The sequence below is a fragment of the Ruegeria sp. AB8 genome (genome assembly GCF_056542605.1).
This window is the reverse complement of record NZ_JBQGAB010000021.1, coordinates 1-18,992: the sequence shown is the minus strand read 5'-3', so window position 1 is coordinate 18,992 and position 18,992 is coordinate 1. Positions and strand designations below refer to the sequence as shown.

Annotated in this window: 16 protein-coding genes; 4 read left to right on the top strand and 12 right to left on the bottom strand. The window is 56.5% G+C overall.

Translation table 11 applies throughout. The features are described from left to right. Positions 1–20 precede the first annotated feature (20 nt). The 6 genes from ACR0CG_RS18955 to ACR0CG_RS18930 all read right to left on the bottom strand — a co-directional run bounded on the left by ACR0CG_RS18955 (position 21) and on the right by ACR0CG_RS18930 (position 7,234). Positions 21–1,220, bottom strand: coding sequence for an aromatic ring-hydroxylating oxygenase subunit alpha (locus ACR0CG_RS18955; RefSeq protein WP_480526836.1), 1,200 nt, complete (start codon positions 1,218–1,220; stop codon positions 21–23). A gap of 8 nt (positions 1,221–1,228) precedes the next feature. Further along, positions 1,229–3,295, bottom strand: a complete 2,067-nt coding sequence (locus ACR0CG_RS18950) for an oxidoreductase (RefSeq protein ID WP_480526835.1) — start codon at positions 3,293–3,295, stop codon at positions 1,229–1,231. Positions 3,296–3,386: 91 nt separating this feature from the next. Then, positions 3,387–4,442, bottom strand: a complete 1,056-nt coding sequence (locus tag ACR0CG_RS18945; RefSeq protein ID WP_170613660.1) for an extracellular solute-binding protein — start codon at positions 4,440–4,442, stop codon at positions 3,387–3,389. Between the two features lie 17 nt (positions 4,443–4,459). After that, positions 4,460–5,560 carry an ABC transporter ATP-binding protein gene (locus ACR0CG_RS18940; protein ID WP_480526833.1) on the bottom strand — a complete coding sequence of 367 codons (1,101 nt, stop codon included), beginning with the start codon at positions 5,558–5,560 and terminating at the stop codon, positions 4,460–4,462. A 19-nt stretch (positions 5,561–5,579) separates the two neighbouring features. Beyond that, positions 5,580–6,374 carry an ABC transporter permease gene (locus ACR0CG_RS18935; protein WP_170613663.1) on the bottom strand — a complete coding sequence of 265 codons (795 nt, stop codon included), beginning with the start codon at positions 6,372–6,374 and terminating at the stop codon, positions 5,580–5,582. Then, complete coding sequence (locus ACR0CG_RS18930; RefSeq protein ID WP_480526831.1) at positions 6,371–7,234, bottom strand: ABC transporter permease; 864 nt, start codon at positions 7,232–7,234, stop codon at positions 6,371–6,373. The genes ACR0CG_RS18935 and ACR0CG_RS18930 overlap by 4 nt, the downstream gene beginning before the upstream one ends. A gap of 190 nt (positions 7,235–7,424) precedes the next feature. Between ACR0CG_RS18930 and ACR0CG_RS18925 the strand changes: the two genes are divergently transcribed. Further along, positions 7,425–8,066 carry a TetR family transcriptional regulator C-terminal domain-containing protein gene (locus ACR0CG_RS18925; protein WP_480526830.1) on the top strand — a complete coding sequence of 214 codons (642 nt, stop codon included), beginning with the start codon at positions 7,425–7,427 and terminating at the stop codon, positions 8,064–8,066. A gap of 282 nt (positions 8,067–8,348) precedes the next feature. On the opposite strand, the gene ACR0CG_RS18920 is transcribed toward ACR0CG_RS18925, so the two are convergent. Next, complete coding sequence (locus ACR0CG_RS18920) at positions 8,349–8,822, bottom strand: cupin domain-containing protein (protein WP_480526828.1); 474 nt, start codon at positions 8,820–8,822, stop codon at positions 8,349–8,351. Between the two features lie 86 nt (positions 8,823–8,908). Here ACR0CG_RS18920 and ACR0CG_RS18915 point away from each other — a divergent pair, with 86 nt between their 5' ends. Next, positions 8,909–9,487, top strand: a complete 579-nt coding sequence (locus ACR0CG_RS18915) for a TetR/AcrR family transcriptional regulator (RefSeq protein ID WP_480526826.1) — start codon at positions 8,909–8,911, stop codon at positions 9,485–9,487. A 119-nt stretch (positions 9,488–9,606) separates the two neighbouring features. Here ACR0CG_RS18915 and ACR0CG_RS18910 read toward each other — a convergent pair whose 3' ends face one another. Genes ACR0CG_RS18910 through ACR0CG_RS18890 form a run of 5 tightly spaced genes read right to left on the bottom strand, consistent with a single transcriptional unit; the run spans position 9,607 to position 15,931 of the window. Next, positions 9,607–10,689, bottom strand: a complete 1,083-nt coding sequence (locus ACR0CG_RS18910) for an ABC transporter ATP-binding protein (protein ID WP_480526824.1) — start codon at positions 10,687–10,689, stop codon at positions 9,607–9,609. A gap of 3 nt (positions 10,690–10,692) precedes the next feature. Then, complete coding sequence (locus ACR0CG_RS18905; RefSeq protein ID WP_480526822.1) at positions 10,693–12,348, bottom strand: alpha-amylase family glycosyl hydrolase; 1,656 nt, start codon at positions 12,346–12,348, stop codon at positions 10,693–10,695. 9 nt (positions 12,349–12,357) lie between these two features. Then, a complete protein-coding gene (locus ACR0CG_RS18900) occupies positions 12,358–13,506 on the bottom strand; it encodes a carbohydrate ABC transporter permease (protein ID WP_480526820.1) in 1,149 nt (382 codons plus the stop codon). A gap of 3 nt (positions 13,507–13,509) precedes the next feature. Continuing rightward, positions 13,510–14,517 (bottom strand): carbohydrate ABC transporter permease, encoded by a 1,008-nt coding sequence (locus ACR0CG_RS18895; RefSeq protein WP_170613680.1) that lies wholly within the window; start codon positions 14,515–14,517, stop codon positions 13,510–13,512. Positions 14,518–14,572: 55 nt separating this feature from the next. Next, positions 14,573–15,931 carry an ABC transporter substrate-binding protein gene (locus ACR0CG_RS18890; RefSeq protein WP_480526818.1) on the bottom strand — a complete coding sequence of 453 codons (1,359 nt, stop codon included), beginning with the start codon at positions 15,929–15,931 and terminating at the stop codon, positions 14,573–14,575. A gap of 209 nt (positions 15,932–16,140) precedes the next feature. Between ACR0CG_RS18890 and ACR0CG_RS18885 the strand changes: the two genes are divergently transcribed. Beyond that, positions 16,141–17,172 carry a LacI family DNA-binding transcriptional regulator gene (locus ACR0CG_RS18885; protein ID WP_480526816.1) on the top strand — a complete coding sequence of 344 codons (1,032 nt, stop codon included), beginning with the start codon at positions 16,141–16,143 and terminating at the stop codon, positions 17,170–17,172. Between the two features lie 2 nt (positions 17,173–17,174). Then, positions 17,175–18,500: a GH1 family beta-glucosidase gene (locus ACR0CG_RS18880; RefSeq protein WP_480526814.1), complete on the top strand. Its 1,326-nt coding sequence runs from the start codon at positions 17,175–17,177 to the stop codon at positions 18,498–18,500. Positions 18,501–18,992: the final 492 nt, after the last annotated feature.

Below are 18,992 nucleotides of genomic sequence, written 5' to 3'. Positions count from 1 at the left end.
TTCTCCGAATTTTGCGCGTCTCAGATCATGCTGAAGTAGTTGCGATAGAAGCCGGGAATGCTCCATTCCATCTCGGACAGCGGCCCCGGGACGAAATGGTGTGAATTCACGCCTTCCTGATTGTGGCGGATGATCCGTTCGTCATCGAGCGACGTGACATGCCAAAGCCATGTCAGCGCATCCTTGTCATAGTCGCGACCTTCTTCAGCGTCGCCGCGCACGTACCAGACGATCTGAATGTCCGTTTCCTGAAGGGCGCGTGGGACGAACCGATAACCAACTACATGATCTGCGTAGACGAGGAAGTAGTTGAGCATCCCGATTCCCAGATCGGTGGCGCCGCCATCGTGCGTTTTCAGATCACCCAAGGGTGGCGCCAGAGGCGCGCCATCCTTGCTTCCCGTCAAATAGCCGGGGAACAGCGGGTAGCGCCGCCAGTAGACATCTGCACCCGGCGCGACTGCATTTTCCCCGGTGAGGTCCAGTTGTTCAGCAGGAATTCCGGCTTCTTCCATCCGCTCGTGAAGTGCCCCGCTGAATTCCAGAACTTGCGCCGGGTCTTTCAGGGAATGACTGCGGGAATAATCCTGATGGGATGGTGCGCAGTGGTAGCATTCCAGATAGTTCTCCAAGGCCAGCTTCCAATTTGCCGGAACCGGATATGAGGCTTCATGCGCGACCTTCAGGTTCTCTAGATCGAATGGCTTTGAAAGCGGGGCCAGCCTTTCCAGCGCAGCATCCAAAGGCGGGGCGTCTTCAGCGACACAGACAAAAATCAGGCCTTGGAAAATCTTCACCTGAACCGGGAACAACCCGTACTGGCCGGGATCAAAGTCCGGGCCCATTGATCGCCCGTTTCGCAGCTTGCCGTTCAGGTCGAAGGTCCACGCGTGATAGGGGCAAATGAAACTGCGCGCCTTGCCTTTCTGTTCAATGCAAACCCGCGATCCCCGGTGACGACAGACATTCAGATGCGCGCGCACCTCACCCTCGCGATCCCGAACGATGATCACGGACTCGGGGCCGTAATCGAACAGGAAATAGTCACCCGGTTCAGCGATCTGGGTGACATGCCCGACCCAGATCCAGTTGCGGTTCCAGAACGTACTGATGTCGTTGTCATAAACCGCCTGAGAGGTATAGAAATGGCGCGGCAAGGCGAACCCTTCCCGCTGCGCCTCCATCAGTTCGCGCATTACTTGCAAGTCATCTTTTGGCATGGCGCACCTCATTCAGCTTCAAGGGAAACGATTTCCCGGCGGAAATACTCGCGGTCGATGTCGCCCGCGTCGCGTTCGAAATTCCTGGCAGCCATGTGACCCGAGAATACAGCGTCCGCGATCAAACCGGGGTTTGCCGCGTCGCCGATCAGTTCTAGCTTTGTCAGCGGGCTGTCGGTCAAACCACGAAGTTCATCATAGAGGCCGGTTTCTCGCGTTCGCTGCGTGATCAAAACCACAGAACTGCATTCGATGGATTGTTCTCGGCCGGTATAGGCGCATTGTACTTTTGCCTGACCGGGCGCGATGCTGGCCAGGGTCTTGGACAGAACCAATCGAACGCCCTTTTCCAACAGACTGCGCTGAACTTTGATCTGTTCCAACGTCAATTCGGTAAATGGCGAAACCATCGAGGCCGGGGTCACAAAAACAACCTCATGCCTGGCCTGAGCCAGATGATCCGCCAGCACGCCACCAAGATATGCCTGATCATCGTCATAGATCAGAACAGGACCGCCCTGCGGCACCTGCCCTGACATGATGTCATCCGGAGTGAAAACCCGGGTGCCAGCCTCTATTGCTATGCCGCGAAATGCGGATTTCCCGCGACCATCCCGCCGCCAAGTTGAACCGGTTGCCAGAAAGACGTTGGGAATGCCCAGTTCAACAACCTCATTCGCCGACAAGCGGCTGTCCGTGAACAGTTGAACGTTCCCGCGCTGTTGCAGGTCGTAAATCCTGTGATCTGCCACGCGTTTCCAGGCAGACAGGCCGGTCAGGCCGGACTCCTGCAACACGCGGCCGCCAAGCTCTTGCTTTGCTTCGGCCAGAGTTACGTCGTAGCCACGCCGCGCCAGTTGCATAGCGCATTCCAGCCCAGCTGGCCCGCTGCCAACAACAAGCGCGGCTTCCTCTTTTCCCCGGCGCTCTATGATTTCAGGATGCCAACCACGCCGCCACTCTTCGCCCATAGTCGGGTTCTGAGTACACCGGATAGGCACTCCCAAGGAATCCGCTGAAACGCAGATATTGCATCCAATGCACTCGCGGATTTCTTCGATGCGACCTTCCTTGATTTTGTTGGGCAGAAAAGGATCGGCAATGGACGGTCGTGCCGCGCCGATGAAATCAAGGATACCTTTCCTGACCAGCGACACCATCAGGTCCGGAGACGTAAAGCGCCCGACACCAACAACGGGCTTGGACGTGACCTGTTTGACGAATTCGATATACGAAGTTTGAAAACCGTCGCGGGGTTCAAAACGGGTTGTCGCAGAATCATTGCTCCAATTCGCGACGTTGACGTCCCAGAGATCCGGCAGCTCTGCCAGCAGTTCAACAACGGCACGGCCTTCTTCCTGCGCCTGCATCCCGTCGGGCCCCAGCATTTCGTCGACCGCGAACCGAAGGGCGATGGCACAATCATCGCCGACCTCTTCTTTGGTTTCTTCCAGAAGCTCCCGGGTCAGGCGCACCCGGTTTTCCAACGAACCGCCATATTCATCGGTCCGGTCGTTGAACTGCGGCAACAGAAAGTGATGCGGCAGGGTCATGTGATGACCGGCATAGATATAAACAATATCGAAACCCGCCTCACGCGAGCGTCGCGCCGCCGCACGGTGCCACTTGCGAAACTCGCGAATGTCAGACTTGTCCATCGCGCGGGCCTGCTTGGGATACGCGGTTTGCAGGGCGAGCTCTGATGGGGCCAGCAAGGGCGCGCGGCTCAGGTGGTTTTGCGCATGGTGGCCGTTGTGCGCCAGTTCGATGGCCGCCAGCGAGCCCTTCTCGTGCACCGCCTCGGTCATCAGGCGCAGGGCGGGAATATCCCGCTCATCCCAGAGCCGGTTTTCGGCGAAAGGCGACAGGTCGGACGTCGGATGGATTTCCGTCTCTTGATTGGACACGACAGCCCAACCACCCTCGGCCTTCATCTCCCGCATGGCAGCCTCGGCCTGAGGTCTGAGATGCCCCATACCGTTGCAGTGGGGCACCTGGTAGAACCGGTTTCGGGCCGTCACTGGCCCGATCCGAACCGGTTCGAAAAGAACAGAATATCCGTCAGCGCCTGACATTGCCGCGCTTCCTCCAGAAAATTGGAAATGTTGTCGTGGGAATGGAGGGACCGTCTGTCCCGCCATTCCCGGTTGTGTTGTTAAGGTCTGCTTAGAAGCCTGCTTTGATGCGCTCGAACTCTTTCAGCATCTTGGCTTCCAGCTCGGGGTTGACCGCGTCGAAGAACAGGCTGCCCTCAAAGAAGCTGTCCACGTCCGAGAAACCATAGGTTTCGATCAGCTCCGGGTCTGCTTGTGCAAACGCGTCTTCGTTGGCATGGGCATACCCCCAGCTTTCGATGATGTACTTGCCGCTGGCGGCAGAGCTGAGCGCGTTCAGCATGTCATAGACCTGCTCATCCGACTGCTTGGCGGATTTCAGATGCACATAGCCGCAGACCCAGGTGGCGATACCCTTGTCCACATCACGCATCATGACGGCCGGGGTTTCGTTCCAGATCAGGTTCAGTTCCGACTGGTTCCAGCCCCAACCCAGTGTCACCTCGCCGCTGGCAATCGCCTGGTCCAATTGTCCCGCATCGGACCAGTAGAAGCGCACATTGGGATGAATCGCGCGCAGGTAATCCGCCGCCTTCTGGAATTCCTCGTCGCTCATATCGGTATAGCTGGAGGCCCCTGTCGCCAATGCGGCCATGGCAAATGCGCTGGAGGCAGCATCCGGAATGGCAACCTTGCCCTGATAGGCAGGATCCGCGAGCAGTTGCAGCGACACATCATCCGCCGAAATCATGTCGGTGCGATAGATCAGGCCGGTGTTGCCCCACTCGAACGGCACCATATAGGTCTGCCCGTCGATCGTGATGCCATCGACTTCCTTGATCTTGGGCATCAGCTTGTCCCAATTTTCAAGCTTACTGGTATCGATCGGCTTTAGCATATCCGCCGCGACCCATTTCCTCAGCGCATCCGTGCAGGGATGGGCCAGATCGGCTTCAAACCCGGACTGAAGCTTGGTGAACGCTTCTTCCACGCTGCCGAAATAGGTATAGCTGGGCGCGCCGCCGTACTTTTCGACATAGTCGCCGTAGAATCCCTGATCCTCGTATCCGGACCAGTCGAAGACGGTCAGGTCCGCCGCGTTGGCCAGCGCTTGGCTGGCGGTAAAGGTGGCAACCACGGCTGCCGCTATTGATGCTGCTTTACTCATTTTCTCCTCCCAAAGATTCATGTGTCACGTTTGCCCAGATCGATCACCGACGCGCTTTGAACGCCAAGCCATACGGTATCGCCGCGGCTGTGATCGACAGTGTGAAAGTAGTTAGGAACCGCAACGGCGATGCTGTCAGCCAGACCATCGACACGGACATAGTAGTGGACGCTTTCACCGTAGAAGGCGACGTCCGTCACCTCGCCTTGGGCGCAGGCGTCATATCCATCCGGTTTACCGGCTGCGATTTCCAGTTGTTCTGGCCGAATCCCGACCAGCAGGTCTTTGTCATGCACCTGAACATTCGGGTTTACCCCAATCGTCAATTTTCCGAACCCCTGAACATTGACCTCAAGTGTTTCAGCGTTCTCGGCCGTAACCTCGGCGTTCAGAAAGTTCATACCGCCGATGAAAGCGGCCACTTCCCGGTTGCATGGCTGCGAGTACAGAACCTCGGGCCTGTCGACCTGTTTGAGCTGACCGGCAAACATCACACCGATGCGGTCGGACATGGTCATGGCTTCGTATTGATCATGCGTCACCATCACGAAGGTAATGCCAAGCTTCTGCTGCAGGCGGCGCATTTCCAACTGCATCGCTTCGCGCAGGTTTTTGTCCAGCGCGGACAGTGGTTCATCCAGCAACAACACCTTTGGCCGCATGACCAGCGCCCGTGCAAGCGCCACACGTTGCCGCTGCCCGCCCGACAACTCGTTGGCCTTGCGGTCCTGCAAGCCGCCAAGTTCCACCATCTCAAGCGCTTCGGCAACGCGTTCCTTGATTTCCTTCCGCGACAGCTTTGTCTTGCGCAAACCGAACCCGACATTGTCGCCCACATTCAGATGCGGAAAGATCGCATAGCTTTGGAACACCATATTTGTCGGGCGTTTGTTTGCGGGCACCTCGCCCATGGTGCGTCCATCGATCCGGACTTCACCCTCTTCATGATCCTGAAAGCCCGCAATAATGCGTAAAGCCGTTGTCTTTCCGCAACCCGATGGCCCCAGCAGCGAAAAGAACTCACCCTCTTTCAAAGTCAGGTTCAGATCGGACACCGCCACAAAGGACCCAAAGCGTTTTTCGACGCCCTTAATCTCGATGATGTTCTGTTCGCTCATCTTGTTTGTTCCTTTGGCTTCAATCCGAAGATTGCGTGGAGCGGCGGCGGAAGTATTCGGCAATCAGCAGCAGCAGGACCGACGAGAGCAAAAGCAGCGATCCCAGGGCCAGCGTGTTGGGCAGCTTTGCGGGGAACCGGATCTGGCTCCAGATATAGACCGGCAGTGTCGGGCTGTTGCCGGACAGGAAGAAGGCCAGCACGAATTCGTCAAAGGACACGGTGAACGTAACCAGCAAGCTGGCGATGATGCCCGGAGCAACAATCGGCAGAGTGACGCGCCGAAACGTCCCTACAACGCTTTCGCCAAGGTCGAAGGCGGCCTCCTCCAAAGACTGGTCGAAATCGTCAAAGGCGGACTTCATGATCGACACTGCGAAGGGCAGAGCCACGAAAACATGGCCAAGAATTACGGTTGTCAGCGATGGTTTCAGCCCGATGCTGATGAACAGAACCAGCATTGAACTGGCAACGATGATGCCGGGGATGACCAAAGGAAGCATGACCAGTCCCTCGGACAACTCCCGCCCCGTGAAGCGATACCGGACATAAGCGCGCGCGGCGAACAGGCCCAGGGACGTTGCCAGCAGGGCGGTCACGCTGCCCACGATCAGCGAGTTCACCATCGCCTGCAACAGCGTGTCCTGCTGACCCAACTGCGCGTACCATTTCAACGTGAAGCCCTTTAGCGGGAAAGCCACGATGGTTCCGTCATTGAACGAAAACAGCGGCAAAAGCAGAACCGGCAGGTAGAGAAACACCAGGTAGGCGATGGCATAGACAAGCAACCACGGGATACGAAATGCCTTGGTCATCGAATCCTCCGCCCCAAGGCGGTGACGACCACCACGAACAGGATCGCGACGCAGCCGACCGAAAGCATGGCCAGCAGAGACAGGGTTGCGCCCAATGGCCAGTTATTGGCGGCGCCAAACTGTACCTGAATCAGGTTCGCCACCATTTTGCCCTGCGATCCACCGACCAGAGCCGGGGTGACATAGTCGCCCACAGTCGGGATGAAAATGATCAGGCAAGCCGCGATGATCCCCGGCACCGTCAGGGGCAGCGTCACGCGAACAAACCTTTCAAGTTTGCTGCACCCAAGGTCGGTTGCGGCCTCCAACAGGCTACGGTCGATCTTTTGGAGCGACACGTAAATCGGCAGGATCGCAAACGGCGCCCAGGCATGCGCAAGCGTGAGCACAACGGCAAACTCGTTGTAGAGCAGGAATGTCAGCGGTTCCTCTATCAACCCCAGCGAAATCAAGGCCGAGTTCATCACGCCGTTAAATCCAAGGATCAGTTTCCAACTGAACACTCGCAGCAGGTAACTGCTCCAAAAGGGGATGGTAATCAGCAATAGCCACAGGGTCTTCTTCTGCGTCCGAAACGCGATGAAATAGGCGATGGGATAGGCCAAACACACCGTCGCCAGCGTCACCGCCCCCGCTATTGCAACCGACCGGATCATCAGGTGCCGCACCAGGGGGTCGGTTAACGCCTCTTGGTAGTTCGCCCAGGTCAGGGTGCGGTCAATCTCGACATAGGTCTGGGTCCAAAAGCTGTAGGCCACCAGAATGCAAAGAGGCACAGCAACAAGCAGGCCGACATAGAGCGTCGCAGGCGCGCTCAGTGCCAGGCCCTTGCCCGTTTCGCTTCTTATGACTCCAGCCATGCTTCCCTGCTGAGTTTTGCTTGCGGTGGTGCGACGACATACATCACAAAATGGACAATCGTCCATTTAAATCTGGAATTTTCAGGCCAGCTGTGTCAACAGATAATTTCACAACTAGGGCTAGCCAAATTCACAATGGCCGCTAGAAGGCACCGCAATAGGCTGAAAACAAACAGAACCGCCTGACCAAATGACCGGAAGACGACAAGAAATACGCGAACGAAATCGCCTGTCCCTGATCGAAGCGGTGCTCGACTCGGTCGCAGAGAAGGGTATTTCAGAGACATCCGTAAGCGAAATCATCCAGCGCGCCGAGCTGTCCCGCGGCATGATTCACCTTCATTTCGGCGGCAAGGACAACCTGGTTAACGAAGCCGCCCGCTATTCGTCCGAGCAATACTACAATGGCATATATACCTTGCTGGAAACGACCGGGCAAACTGGCCAGGAGCATATCGAGATGATTGTTCGGGGTGATTTGGGTGAAACCATCCTCAACAAGAAAAGCGTTTCAATTTGGTACGCGTTTCGCGGTGAAGCCAGAAACCGAGCGGCGATAGCCGCCTTCTCCGACACGCGGGACGCGAAGCTAAGGAACCTTGTTTTCAACGCGTTCGCCCGGATTGCAAAGGAAGCTGAAATCGAACATCCTAATCAGGTTGCACGTGACGCAACTCATGGCACGCTTGCAATGCTGGAAGGGATGTGGACCGACTACCTGCTGCACCCGGATTCTTTTGACCGAACCGAGGCAATAAGGATCATCTTCCGCTTCTTGAGCTCAATGTTTCCAAACCACTTCGACCTTGGCGGCGCATTGTCGCCAAAATGACTGTTGCGACCAAATGTGTGTCAGCTTGCAGTCGATAGGAATAGTCCCCGACTGGCAAGTCAGAGCGTGAACCGGGTGCAGAAGGTCAATCTAAGCAAAATTGGATTCAATTTTGGCTCATCTAACGACGACCTTTCCCTTTGAGAAAAGATCCTCCGCAAGGCAACGCCCAGCAGAAGCTCACGCACGGTGAGGCGAGCGAGCAACTAGAGACCAATGCATGCGCGAGTTTGGACCCGGAAGCATCTGATAAGCTGCTTCCAGGTCCAAACTGAAATTCTGTTAGCTGGGGACTTCGGTGGGCACCAGAATCGTCATTCCAACCCTGTCGGCTACGGCCATGATTGCGGGAATATCCGGTGGTCCATCCGGGACAGGAATGTCTGTTGTTCCGTCGGGCATGGCTTCACCAGCTTCAGTGAAGAACGTGTCATGCATAGAGCCAGGGGCATTAATGCAGAGCAATCGACCGGGCCTCGCTCCAGTACATGTAAAGGCGTGAACGGCACCGTCCGGCACTTTTACAAAATCACCACTCTCTACACTGTGGGTTTCGCCGTTCACAAGAAACTCGAATTCCCCATCAAGCACATAGAAGCTCTCATCTTCACCGGCATGATGGTTGGGCGGTGCGCCGGCCCCCGGCGCCGTTTTGATCTCGACAATTGTACATCGATTTCCTGTTTCGCTGGGAAAAGCATGGAATGTCAGAAGATTTCCAAGAAGATGATAAACCCGAGGGCGAGGTTCAGTCATTGCAGCTACTCCCTTTACTCGAAATTCAATACCACTATGATACATAAATCTACTTATGAGACAAGTGCATTATAAAGGGGGCAAACTTGGCGCGCCGAACAAACCAAATCAAACGAACTCGTGATGCGCTTCTTTCGGCCGCCCGTGAACTGATGTCGGAGGGACAGGAAGTGACGCTGGCAAAAGTGGCTGAGCATGCCAAAATCAGTCGTGCGACGGTCTACCGATACTTTTCCGATCCGGGCGTATTGGCTTTGGATGCGACTCTGGACATTGAAGTCAAACCAACGTCTGAGCTGCTTCAGGGGGTTCATGATGTCCGGGTTCGAGTACACGCAGTCGCGCGTTACTATCTGGATTTCTCACGCGAACATGAAGCTTATTTCCGGCAGTTTCTTGCAGAGTTTCTGAAAGCATCGCTTGAGCAGGGTACGACCAAAATGCGGGGCGCGAGACGGGTTGCTGCTTTTGCTGAGGCACTTGAACCAGTGCAACATTCTATGAAATCCAAAGAAATTAAAGACTTGGCGATGCGGTTGTCCATGACGACTGGCATGGAGCAATTCATAATCATTGAAGACATTCTGCGTGTTGACCAGGCGACAGGCTACCGCCTTCAAGAAGGGCTGGTAGATGCTCTGCTTGAACGATATTTGCCAGACTAGAAAATTCTCGACTTTTCTGTGTGCTTTGATGATGGATGCGTTGGCCAAGCCAAGTGGGTAACGTCAGGCCCAGAAAAATTGCGCTCCCATTCTCACAACATTGATTGGGTGGCCGATCATTATTTCCGCAAAGACAGGCCATTGTGAAATAGATGCACCTTGCCCGGATCAGCGTTCAGTTTGACATTTTGTCCACGCAGATTTCGTTCGACACCGGGAAACTTGGCGACGATGCCATCGGCCCCTGCTCTGCTGGCGAAATACAGCAGGGTGACTTCTCCCAAGGCTTCGATGAAATCGACATTGCCCTCCAGAAAACCAGAGGCTTCGTCGGCGAAAAAGTCCTCGGGGCGCACGCCAACGTTTACCGGCAGACCCATTTGATCGGGATTGGTTGGAATGGATGAAACTGCCGTGCCGCCCGCGTCAAGTTTGACCGATGTCTGTTCTCCGGTGCCGGATATTTTGCCGGGCATCAAGTTCATGGAAGGCGAGCCGATAAACTGCGCCACGAATTCGTTGTCCGGTGTTTCGTACAGTTCCAGCGGTGTGCCCACTTGCGCAATGCCCTTGTTGGCCAGAACCACGATCCGACTGGCCAGGGTCATCGCTTCGACCTGATCATGTGTCACGTAGATCATGGTGCTGTCGGGCATTGCCTCTTTCAGCCGCGCGATCTCGATTCGGGTTGCGACGCGCAACGCAGCGTCAAGGTTTGAGAGCGGCTCGTCGAACAGATAGACCTTGGGGTCCCGCACGATGGCCCGCCCGATGGCGACACGCTGGCGCTGACCTCCCGACAGGGCCTTGGGCAGTCGATCCAGAAGCGGGTCCAGCTGAAGGGTCTGTGCGGCGCGTTCGACGGCGGCATCGATCTCGGCGGCGGGCATCTTGGCGATCTTGAGCGCAAACGCCATGTTCTCGCGCACGGTCAAATGTGGATAGAGCGCGTAGGACTGAAACACCATCGCGATACCTCGCTGGGCGGGCGGCACATCGTTCATGACCCGCCCTTCGATTTCCAGCGTTCCTCCAGTAATCTTTTCCAACCCGGCAATCATCCGCAACAAGGTAGATTTGCCGCACCCCGAAGGGCCGACGAAGACGATCAACTCGCCTTTCTCGATGTCCAGATCGATATGCTTCAGTACATCGACGGGACCATAGGACTTCGCCACATCTGTAAGCTTGAGTTCCGACATGGTTTACCCCTTGTCCTTAACCATCAGGCAGAATTGCGAAGGTTGCAGCGTCACGACGCGTTCGCCATCAACACCGCCCAGGTCTTGCCCGATGACCCGCCAGTTACCTTCAGGCAGGTCGATCTGTCTTGCTTCTGTTCCAAGGTTGAATGCGCAATACACCGTTTCAGAAGCGTCTTCGCGGTAGAACGTCAGGGCCGGACCGACCTGTTTCATATCGGATTGCGTACCCGAGGCGAGCGCAGGATGAGCATGGCGCAACGCAATTGCGCGGCGATAATGGTGGAGCATCGATTGGTCGTCCACCTCCAGCCGGTCCACGGCCCGTTCGGATTGCATGGTACTGACCGGTAGCCACGGCTCACCCGTACTAAAGCCCGACTGTTCGTCTTGCGCCGTCCAGACCATCGGCGTACGGCAGCCATCCCGGCCCTTGAATTCGGGCCAGAACTCGATGCCGTAAGGGTCTTGCAGTTTTTCAAACGGAACATCGGCCTCGTGCAGGCCCAGTTCCTCACCCTGATATAGACAGGCGGAACCGCGCAGGCACATCATCAAGACTGCGTGCTGTCGAATGGCCGCATCGTCCAGGCCCCAGCGCGAGGCGTGGCGTGGCACGTCGTGGTTCGAGAACGCCCAGCACGGCCACGCATCCCCGGCTTTGGCCTGTAGCTGATCAAAAACCTGTTTCGCATAATCAGCCGACAGTGCGCGTTTTTCGAGAAACTCAAAGGCGTAACACATGTGCATCCGCTTGTCGCCGGACGTGTACTCACCCATGATTTCCAACCCACGCTGCGCGTCGCCGACCTCGCCCAGGCAGGCGCGACCATCATATTCGTCTGTCAGCGCCCGCAAGCGTTCAAGGAAGGCAATGTTTTCAGGCCGACTTTTGGAATACAGGTGGTTTTGGTGGTTATAGGGGTTCACCGCTGGCGCGATTGACGCGTTGCGCTCTTCGATCGGAAGCGCCGGGTTGTCGCGCAACTGTTTGTCGTGGAAGTAGAAATTGATCGTGTCCAGACGAAACCCGTCCACGCCCATCTCAAGCCAGAACCGGGCAACATCCAGCAAGGCGTCCTGAACGTGTGCATTGTGGAAGTTCAGGTCCGGCTGCGACGTGAGGAAATTGTGCAAATAGTATTGCAGGCGGCGCGGGTCCCACTGCCACGCTGATCCGCCAAAGATCGACAGCCAGTTGTTGGGCGGTGTGCCATCCGGCCTCGGATCGGCCCAAACATACCAGTCGGATTTCGGGTTTTCCCGGCTGGCACGGCTTTCGATGAACCACGGGTGCTGGTCTGATGTGTGAGAAAGAACCAGATCGATCATCACTTTCAGCCCCTTGGCATGGGCCTGATCGAGCAGTTCGCGAAAATCCTGCAATGATCCGAACATCGGATCAACGTCGCGATAATCGCTGACGTCATAGCCGAAATCCTTCATCGGAGATTTGAAGAAGGGCGAAATCCAGATCGCGTCAACACCTAGCGAAGCGATGTAATCCAGACGCCGGGTGATACCTTTCAGGTCTCCGATGCCGTCGCCATTGCTGTCCTGAAAACTGCGCGGATAGATCTGATAGATCACCCCGCCGCGCCACCAGTCTGACGAGGCCTTTGTTGATTTGGAAAGTTCCACAGTGTTCTGCACGTTCATCAGACGCCTCTATTTAACGGACCCGGCCAGCAGGCCCCGGACCAGGTATTTTTGCATTGCGAAGAAAACGACCAATGGCACAAAGATCGACACAAAGGCTGCGGTCGCCAGAATTTCCCAGTTGCCGCCACGGGTGCCCAAAAGCTCGACAATGCGGTTGGTCATCACCGTGGTCTGGCCGGTTGCGTCGATCAGGAAGACCTTGGCCACCAGAAGATCGTTCCACGTCCACAGGAACTGGAAGATTGCGAAGGACGCGAGCGCCGGGAAGCTGAGCGGCAGGATCAGCTTGGTGAAGATCTGGAACTCGGTCGCCCCGTCGACCCGCGCATTCTCGATCAGATCACGTGGCAATCCAGCCATGTAGTTGCGCAGAAGGTAGATCGCCAGCGGCATGCCAAAGCCCGTATGCGCCAACCAAACGCCCAGATAACCTTTCCCAACCCCGATACTCAGGTGGAATTTCAACAGCGGAATCAACGCCAGTTGCAACGGAACCACCAACAGGCCAACCACCGCGGCGATCAGCAAGGCCCGGCCCGGAAACTCCATCCACGCCAGGGCATAAGCTGCAAAGGCTGCAACAAGGATTGGAATGATCGTCGCGGGAATTGTGACTGTCAGCGTGTTGAAGAACGCCTTTGCCATACTGTCCGTACTGCTTTGGTCCAACAGAACTTTTTTGTAGTTGTCCAATGTAAACTCAGGCGGCAATTCAGCCGTCACAAATACACGCGCGCCGCGCTTGCCGCTGAATTCTTCGGCATTTTCCATCCGATAGTTGCCGTCTGCATCGACTGTGATTGTGCCGCCTCCGCGCAGCTTGGCGGTTTCACTGGGGACAAAAGCGTCAATTTCGCGTGCGCTGATGCCCCAACTGGAAATCCTGATTTGCTCTTCATCGCCAAACAGCTGCCCTTGGATTACGTAAAGCTCATTCTCAAACACCTGCGTTTCGGGTGCCGCGCTGCGCAGGGTCAGATTCTGCTCGGACGGAAAGAGAGATCGCCACCAGCCGCTGCTGGAAATCTGGTCCGCCGTCCGGAAGGATGAGATCAGCAGACCAAGCGTCGGAATGATCCACAGGACCACCAGAAAGACGACCGAGGCATGAACGACCCAGCGCAGCGCCGGTCTGGTTCCCGCAATATCGTTCATGGCCTACTCCATCTCCTTGCGCGCATTGCGCACGTTCCAGATCAGGATCGGTGTGACCAGCAACATGATCACCATGGCCGAGGCTGAGCCCACCCCCCAGTCGTTGGCGCGAAACAGCTTGTCATACATGTAGTTGGCCAGAACCTGTGTCTCCCACTGGCCGTTGGTCATGGCAAAGACGATGTCGAAGACTTTCAGCACGGTAATGGTGATCGTCGTCCAGACGACCAGAATCGTGGTTTTGATCTGCGGCACCTTGATCTTGAAAAAAATCTGAAACGGGTTCGCGCCATCCAGGATGGCGGCCTCGACAGTTTCTTCGGGGATGCCGCGAAGGGCGGCCGACAGGATCACCATGGCAAAACCGGTCTGAATCCAAACCAGAACAATCATCAGGAAGAAACTGTTCCAGAACGGAACCGTCAGCCATGTCTGCGGTTCGGTGCCGCCAAAGAAGATATAAAGCGCGTTCAGGATGCCGATCTGGTCCTGTTCCGCCGGGCGCGCGTCATAGACGAGTTTCCAGATCACCGAAGCGCCCACGAATGAAATCGCCATTGGCATAAAGATCAGCGATTTGGCAAAATTACCCCATCGGATGCGGTCGGTCAGTTGTGCAACCAGCAGGCCGAAAGCGGTGGACATGGCCGGCACAACGATCAACCAGAACATGTTGTTGCGCATGGCCTCCCAGAATTTCGGCTCTTTGGCCATCTGGGTGTAATTATCAAGGCCTACCCATCTGTACCCACCGCCGGGCACGCGTTCAGTGAGCGACAGGCGCAGCGTCTCGACCACCGGGTATGCCAGGTACAAGCCCAGAGCAGCAAGTGCCGGGAACAGGAACAACCAGGGCCGGATCATGTTCGCCCGGTTGATGTTGCGCCCTGCGTTGGGCCCGCGCGGCGGGAACAGGACTTTGTCCAGAAACTGGTTCGAGAGGTAGAAGTAGCCCACGCAACCCGACACACCGATGGCGATGGTCAGCAGGCCCTGAAGTGCCGGTGTCATGATGCCCTCGTCGGTTTGGAAATTGGGGCGGCGTCAGGGCCGCCCCAGCCGTCACTTACTTCGCAGCATCCCACGAAGACTGGATTTCTCCGGCAATTGTGGCTGCGTCCTTCGCACCCGAGGAATAGTCGACCATACCCGTCCAGAACGTACCCGCGCCGACCGCGCCCGGCATCAGGTCCGACCCGTCAAAGCGGAACGTGGTTGCGTTGATCAGGATTTCACCCTGTCCCCGCTGGGTGTCATTGGCGTAATTCTCGGGATTTGCCCCCAGATGCGGCGTCAGGAATCCGTCCTGAGACATCATGATTTCATGCGCGAAGGGCGTTTTGAGGAACTCCATGAACACCTCGGCCGCCGGGTTCGGGTTCGTGATCGTGAACAACGTGCCCGCACCCAGAACCGGAGTTCCCAGATCTTTCTCGGCATAGGCCGGGAAGTAGAAGAAATCGGCATCTACACCCAATTCGGTCCCTTCCGGGAAATAGGCGGGAATGAACGACGCCTGACGGTGCATCATGCAGGCAGGCGGGCTGTCGAACAGACCCTTAGGGCTGTCGCGGAAGTCAATCGCGGCGGTGTCGTCGGCGTTGCCCACGACATAGTCGTCGTTGCGGGTAAAGCTGCCGTATTCCTCAATCGCCGCGATCACGCGCGGATCATCGAACTTCATCTCATTCGAGACCCACTGGTCGTAGACTTCGGGCGGTTGTGTACGCAACATCAGGTCCTCGACCCAGTCGGTCGCGGGCCACCCGGTCGCACCGCCGGATGCAAGCCCCACGCAAAGCGGCGTCTCGCCATCCTCGACCATCTGATCCATCAGCGCCTTGAACTCTTCCATGGTCTGCGGGACGTCGTAACCGAAGTCTTCGAAGTTTTCCGGGATGTACCAGACCAGCGACTTTACGTTGACGTTGAAGAAAAAGCCGTAGAAATCTTTGGCGCCATCGGGGTTTTCAAAGGTTCCCAAATCGACCCAGGACTGGCCGGCAGCGAAATTGTCCTTGATCCAGTCCGCCGACCCTTCGGCAAGCGGCGTCAGGTATCCGTTCTTGGCCATGTTCGCGGCGAGACCCGGCTGCGGGAAAACCGTCAAGTTCGGAGCGGAGCCAGCGGCCGCATCAATCAGGATCTGCTGCTCCAGCGAGTCCGATCCGACATAGCTGGAATTCGCGCCGGTGGCCTCATCAAAATAGGCGACCAGATTTTCGAATGACTTCCCTTCGCCCGCAAGCCACGGCCCGAAAATGGTAAGGTCCTGGCCGGCCAGGTCATGGGCGTCCGCAAAGGCCTGAAAGCCGTCCCAGTCAAAGCCGCCCTCGCCCACGGCGTGGATCATCTCGCCCTGCGCCTGGACGCCTCCGGACAGCAAAGCAAATGTGGCCACACCTGTATAAAGCGCGTTTCTCATGAATTTTCCTCCCAACAGTTCCTTGCGCCACAGAGACTCAGCATCCAAAGCGCTTTGGATATGCAGTTTATCCGCTAACATTTCCCGCCTGTCAATATTCGCGTTGCAAAACGCCAATAATCAAAAGGCTGATTGAAACGGGTTGACGGAACGAGCATTTGACCACACAACAGGTAACAGCCAAAACTTGAAGGCGCTTTGAAGCAATCATGAACCTGAAGCAGCTCTCGGAAATTCTTGCCCTTTCGCAAACGACGGTCAGCCGCGCGCTGAACGGCTACCCCGAAGTGAGCGAGGAAACCCGGATGCGCGTTCAGGCTGCTGCTGCCAAACATGGCTATCGCCCGAACATCCGCGCCAAGGGGCTGGCGACCGGCAAATCCATGGTGATCGGGCATGTCATCCCCAGTTCGTCCCAGCACGAGATGGTGAACCCGATCTTCGGTGACTTTGTTGCTGGTGCCGCTCGGACATACGCGGCGCATGGCTATGACATGATGTTTACCACCGCCGATGATACGTCGATCGAAGGGGCCTATCGCAGTTTGTTTCAGCGCGGCGCGGTGGATGGCGTCGTTTTGCAGGGCCCCAAAGTCAACGAACACCGAATTGATCTGCTGTCGCGGATGGCGGTGCCGTTCATCGTGCATGGGCGTTCGACGGGGGCGGATGTGGAATATGACTGGATTGACGTAAACAACAAAAGCTCGTTCCTGCGCGCCACACAGTTCCTGATCGATTTAGGGCATCGCCGGATCGCCCTGATCAACGGGCTTGAAGACATGGATTTCGCGCAACGACGCCGTACAGGGTACCAGCAGGCCTTGGAACAGGCAGGCTTGACCTCGGACCCGCAACTGATGCGAAGCGCCGAGATGACCGAAGTCTACGGCCACCGCGAAACCCACGACATGCTTCAATTGGATGAACCGCCTACTGCCATTCTGGCGTCCTCGATGATTTCAGCGATCGGAGTACGGCGGGCGCTGGACGAGGCGGGCCTCCGGATCGGTCGGGATGTCTCGGTCATCGCTCATGACGATGACCTTTCTTACCTAAAGAACGGGCAGGACGTCCCCATTTTCACAGCCACGCGCTCTTCAGTGCGACACGCAGGAGAACTGGCCGCCGAGATGCTTATCGAGCGGATCAAATCGCCTGAGGACCCGGTCAAAACCAGATTGCTTGAGGCCGAGTTGGTTGTCGGCAAGTCAACCGGCCCTGCACCCGACAGGTTCTGACGATGAATTTTTCGCGAAACGATTTTCCGTCTGATTTCCTGTTTGGGGTCGCCACGTCGGCCTATCAAATCGAAGGTCACGCCCAAGGCGGAGCAGGGTCCACCCATTGGGATACCTTTGCAGCGACGCCCGGCAACGTCGTGCGGGGGGAAAATGGGGATCGGGCCTGCGATCACCTGAACCGGTTTGAACAGGATTTCGATCTTGTGCGCAACGCAGGTTTTGATTGCTATCGCTTCTCGACCAGCTGGGCACGCGTGATGCCCGAGGGGCGCGGACCGATCAATCAGGAAGGTTTGGACTATTACGACCGGCTGGCTGATGCGCTGCTGGAGCGTGGCATCCGCCCGTGCGCGACGCTTTATCACTGGGAACTGCCGTCGGCTCTGGCTGACCTAGGCGGTTGGCGCAACCGAGATATCGCCAGTTGGTTTGCCGATTTCACCGAGGTCATCATGGGCCGGATCGGCGACCGAATGTACAGCGTTGCCCCCATCAATGAACCTTGGTGCGTTAGCTGGCTGAGTCATTTCGAAGGACATCACGCCCCGGGATTGCGGGACATTCGGGCCACAGCTCGAGCCATGCATCACGTCCTGCTGGCCCATGGCCACGCCATTCAGGCAATGCGCAGTCTGGGCATGTCCAATCTGGGCGGTGTGTTCAATCTTGAATGGGCCGAACCCGCCGATGACAGCCCGCAAGCGCGACAGGCCGCTGATCTCTATGATGGGATCTATAACCATTTCTTCCTGGGGGGCGTGTTCAACAAGGCCTATCCTCAGAATGTGCTGGAAGGGTTGGAACCCCACCTTCCGCCCGGCTGGCAGGATGATTTCGACATCATCGGCGCTCCTGTCGACTGGTGTGGATTGAACTACTACACCCGCAAACTGATCGCCCCTGCGGACACCGCCTGGCCCGGTCTGACCGAAATCCCCGGGCCCTTGCCCAAGACCCAAATGGGATGGGAAATCGACCCAGCCGCGCTGAGCCGGTTCCTGATCCGAACAGCGCAAGAATACACTGGCGACCTTCCGATCTATGTGACCGAAAACGGCATGGCCAGCCCCGAGCGCCAACAAGACGATGATCGTATCAGCTATCTGGATCAGCACTTTGCCGCCGTTCAGGAGGCCCTAAATCAGGATGTTCCGGTCAAGGGGTACTTTGTTTGGTCTCTGCTGGACAATTACGAATGGGCCTTGGGGTACGAAAAACGCTTCGGTCTGGTTGATGTGGATTTCGATACGATGAAACGTACTCCGAAAGCCTCATACTTCGCCTTGAAGAAGATTCTGTCCACTTACAATACCGCTGCCAGATGACTGTGTTCTGGTGCTTTGGGGCTAGTTTGTTGATGGTAGCTCTCCACCAAATGCGACGGTCGCACAGGTCAACTTGCCGTGCACTGATTGCCGCCGAGCACTTCTGACGAGCCAAGTTCTGGATTTCTTTTTTAGGATGAATCGGTGCCAGCCTGATCTGCGTGTCGGTCCTGATTTTGCTAATAGGAAGTTAGAATCAATGGAAACGGTTTGGACGCTGGACGAAGGAAGTGAGGTGAAAACGGCAAGGCTTTGTCGCTGGCGCCCGAACTTTGTGCGCCTGACAGAATACCAAGTGGCGGACCGAGGAGCAACTCTATATTTTCTGTAACCACATATTAATTAACCAAAATTTTTTACTATAGTGTACACCAATAAATACACCACACCGTGTATGAGAACTAGGGTCAGGACTCATAGCCAATAGATAACGAGTGCTGCAAGGGCGATTGCTGACAGGAAGACCTTCGGGCACCTGTCGTAGCGGGTTGC

Bases quoted from the DNA above. Each gene is read 5' to 3' on its own strand.
- ACR0CG_RS18905 (WP_480526822.1), bottom strand. From the start codon at position 12,348: ATGAACGTGCAGAACACTGTGGAACTTTCCAAATCAACAAAGGCCTCG.
- ACR0CG_RS18945 (WP_170613660.1), bottom strand. From the start codon at position 4,442: ATGAGTAAAGCAGCATCAATAGCGGCAGCCGTGGTTGCCACCTTTACC.
- ACR0CG_RS18900 (WP_480526820.1), bottom strand. From the start codon at position 13,506: ATGAACGATATTGCGGGAACCAGACCGGCGCTGCGCTGGGTCGTTCAT.
- ACR0CG_RS18940 (WP_480526833.1), bottom strand. From the start codon at position 5,560: ATGAGCGAACAGAACATCATCGAGATTAAGGGCGTCGAAAAACGCTTT.
- ACR0CG_RS18890 (WP_480526818.1), bottom strand. From the start codon at position 15,931: ATGAGAAACGCGCTTTATACAGGTGTGGCCACATTTGCTTTGCTGTCC.
- ACR0CG_RS18880 (WP_480526814.1), top strand. From the start codon at position 17,175: ATGAATTTTTCGCGAAACGATTTTCCGTCTGATTTCCTGTTTGGGGTC.
- ACR0CG_RS18955 (WP_480526836.1), bottom strand. From the start codon at position 1,220: ATGCCAAAAGATGACTTGCAAGTAATGCGCGAACTGATGGAGGCGCAG.
- ACR0CG_RS18885 (WP_480526816.1), top strand. From the start codon at position 16,141: ATGAACCTGAAGCAGCTCTCGGAAATTCTTGCCCTTTCGCAAACGACG.
- ACR0CG_RS18930 (WP_480526831.1), bottom strand. From the start codon at position 7,234: ATGGCTGGAGTCATAAGAAGCGAAACGGGCAAGGGCCTGGCACTGAGC.
- ACR0CG_RS18925 (WP_480526830.1), top strand. From the start codon at position 7,425: ATGACCGGAAGACGACAAGAAATACGCGAACGAAATCGCCTGTCCCTG.
- ACR0CG_RS18935 (WP_170613663.1), bottom strand. From the start codon at position 6,374: ATGACCAAGGCATTTCGTATCCCGTGGTTGCTTGTCTATGCCATCGCC.
- ACR0CG_RS18920 (WP_480526828.1), bottom strand. From the start codon at position 8,822: ATGACTGAACCTCGCCCTCGGGTTTATCATCTTCTTGGAAATCTTCTG.
- ACR0CG_RS18910 (WP_480526824.1), bottom strand. From the start codon at position 10,689: ATGTCGGAACTCAAGCTTACAGATGTGGCGAAGTCCTATGGTCCCGTC.
- ACR0CG_RS18950 (WP_480526835.1), bottom strand. From the start codon at position 3,295: ATGTCAGGCGCTGACGGATATTCTGTTCTTTTCGAACCGGTTCGGATC.
- ACR0CG_RS18895 (WP_170613680.1), bottom strand. From the start codon at position 14,517: ATGACACCGGCACTTCAGGGCCTGCTGACCATCGCCATCGGTGTGTCG.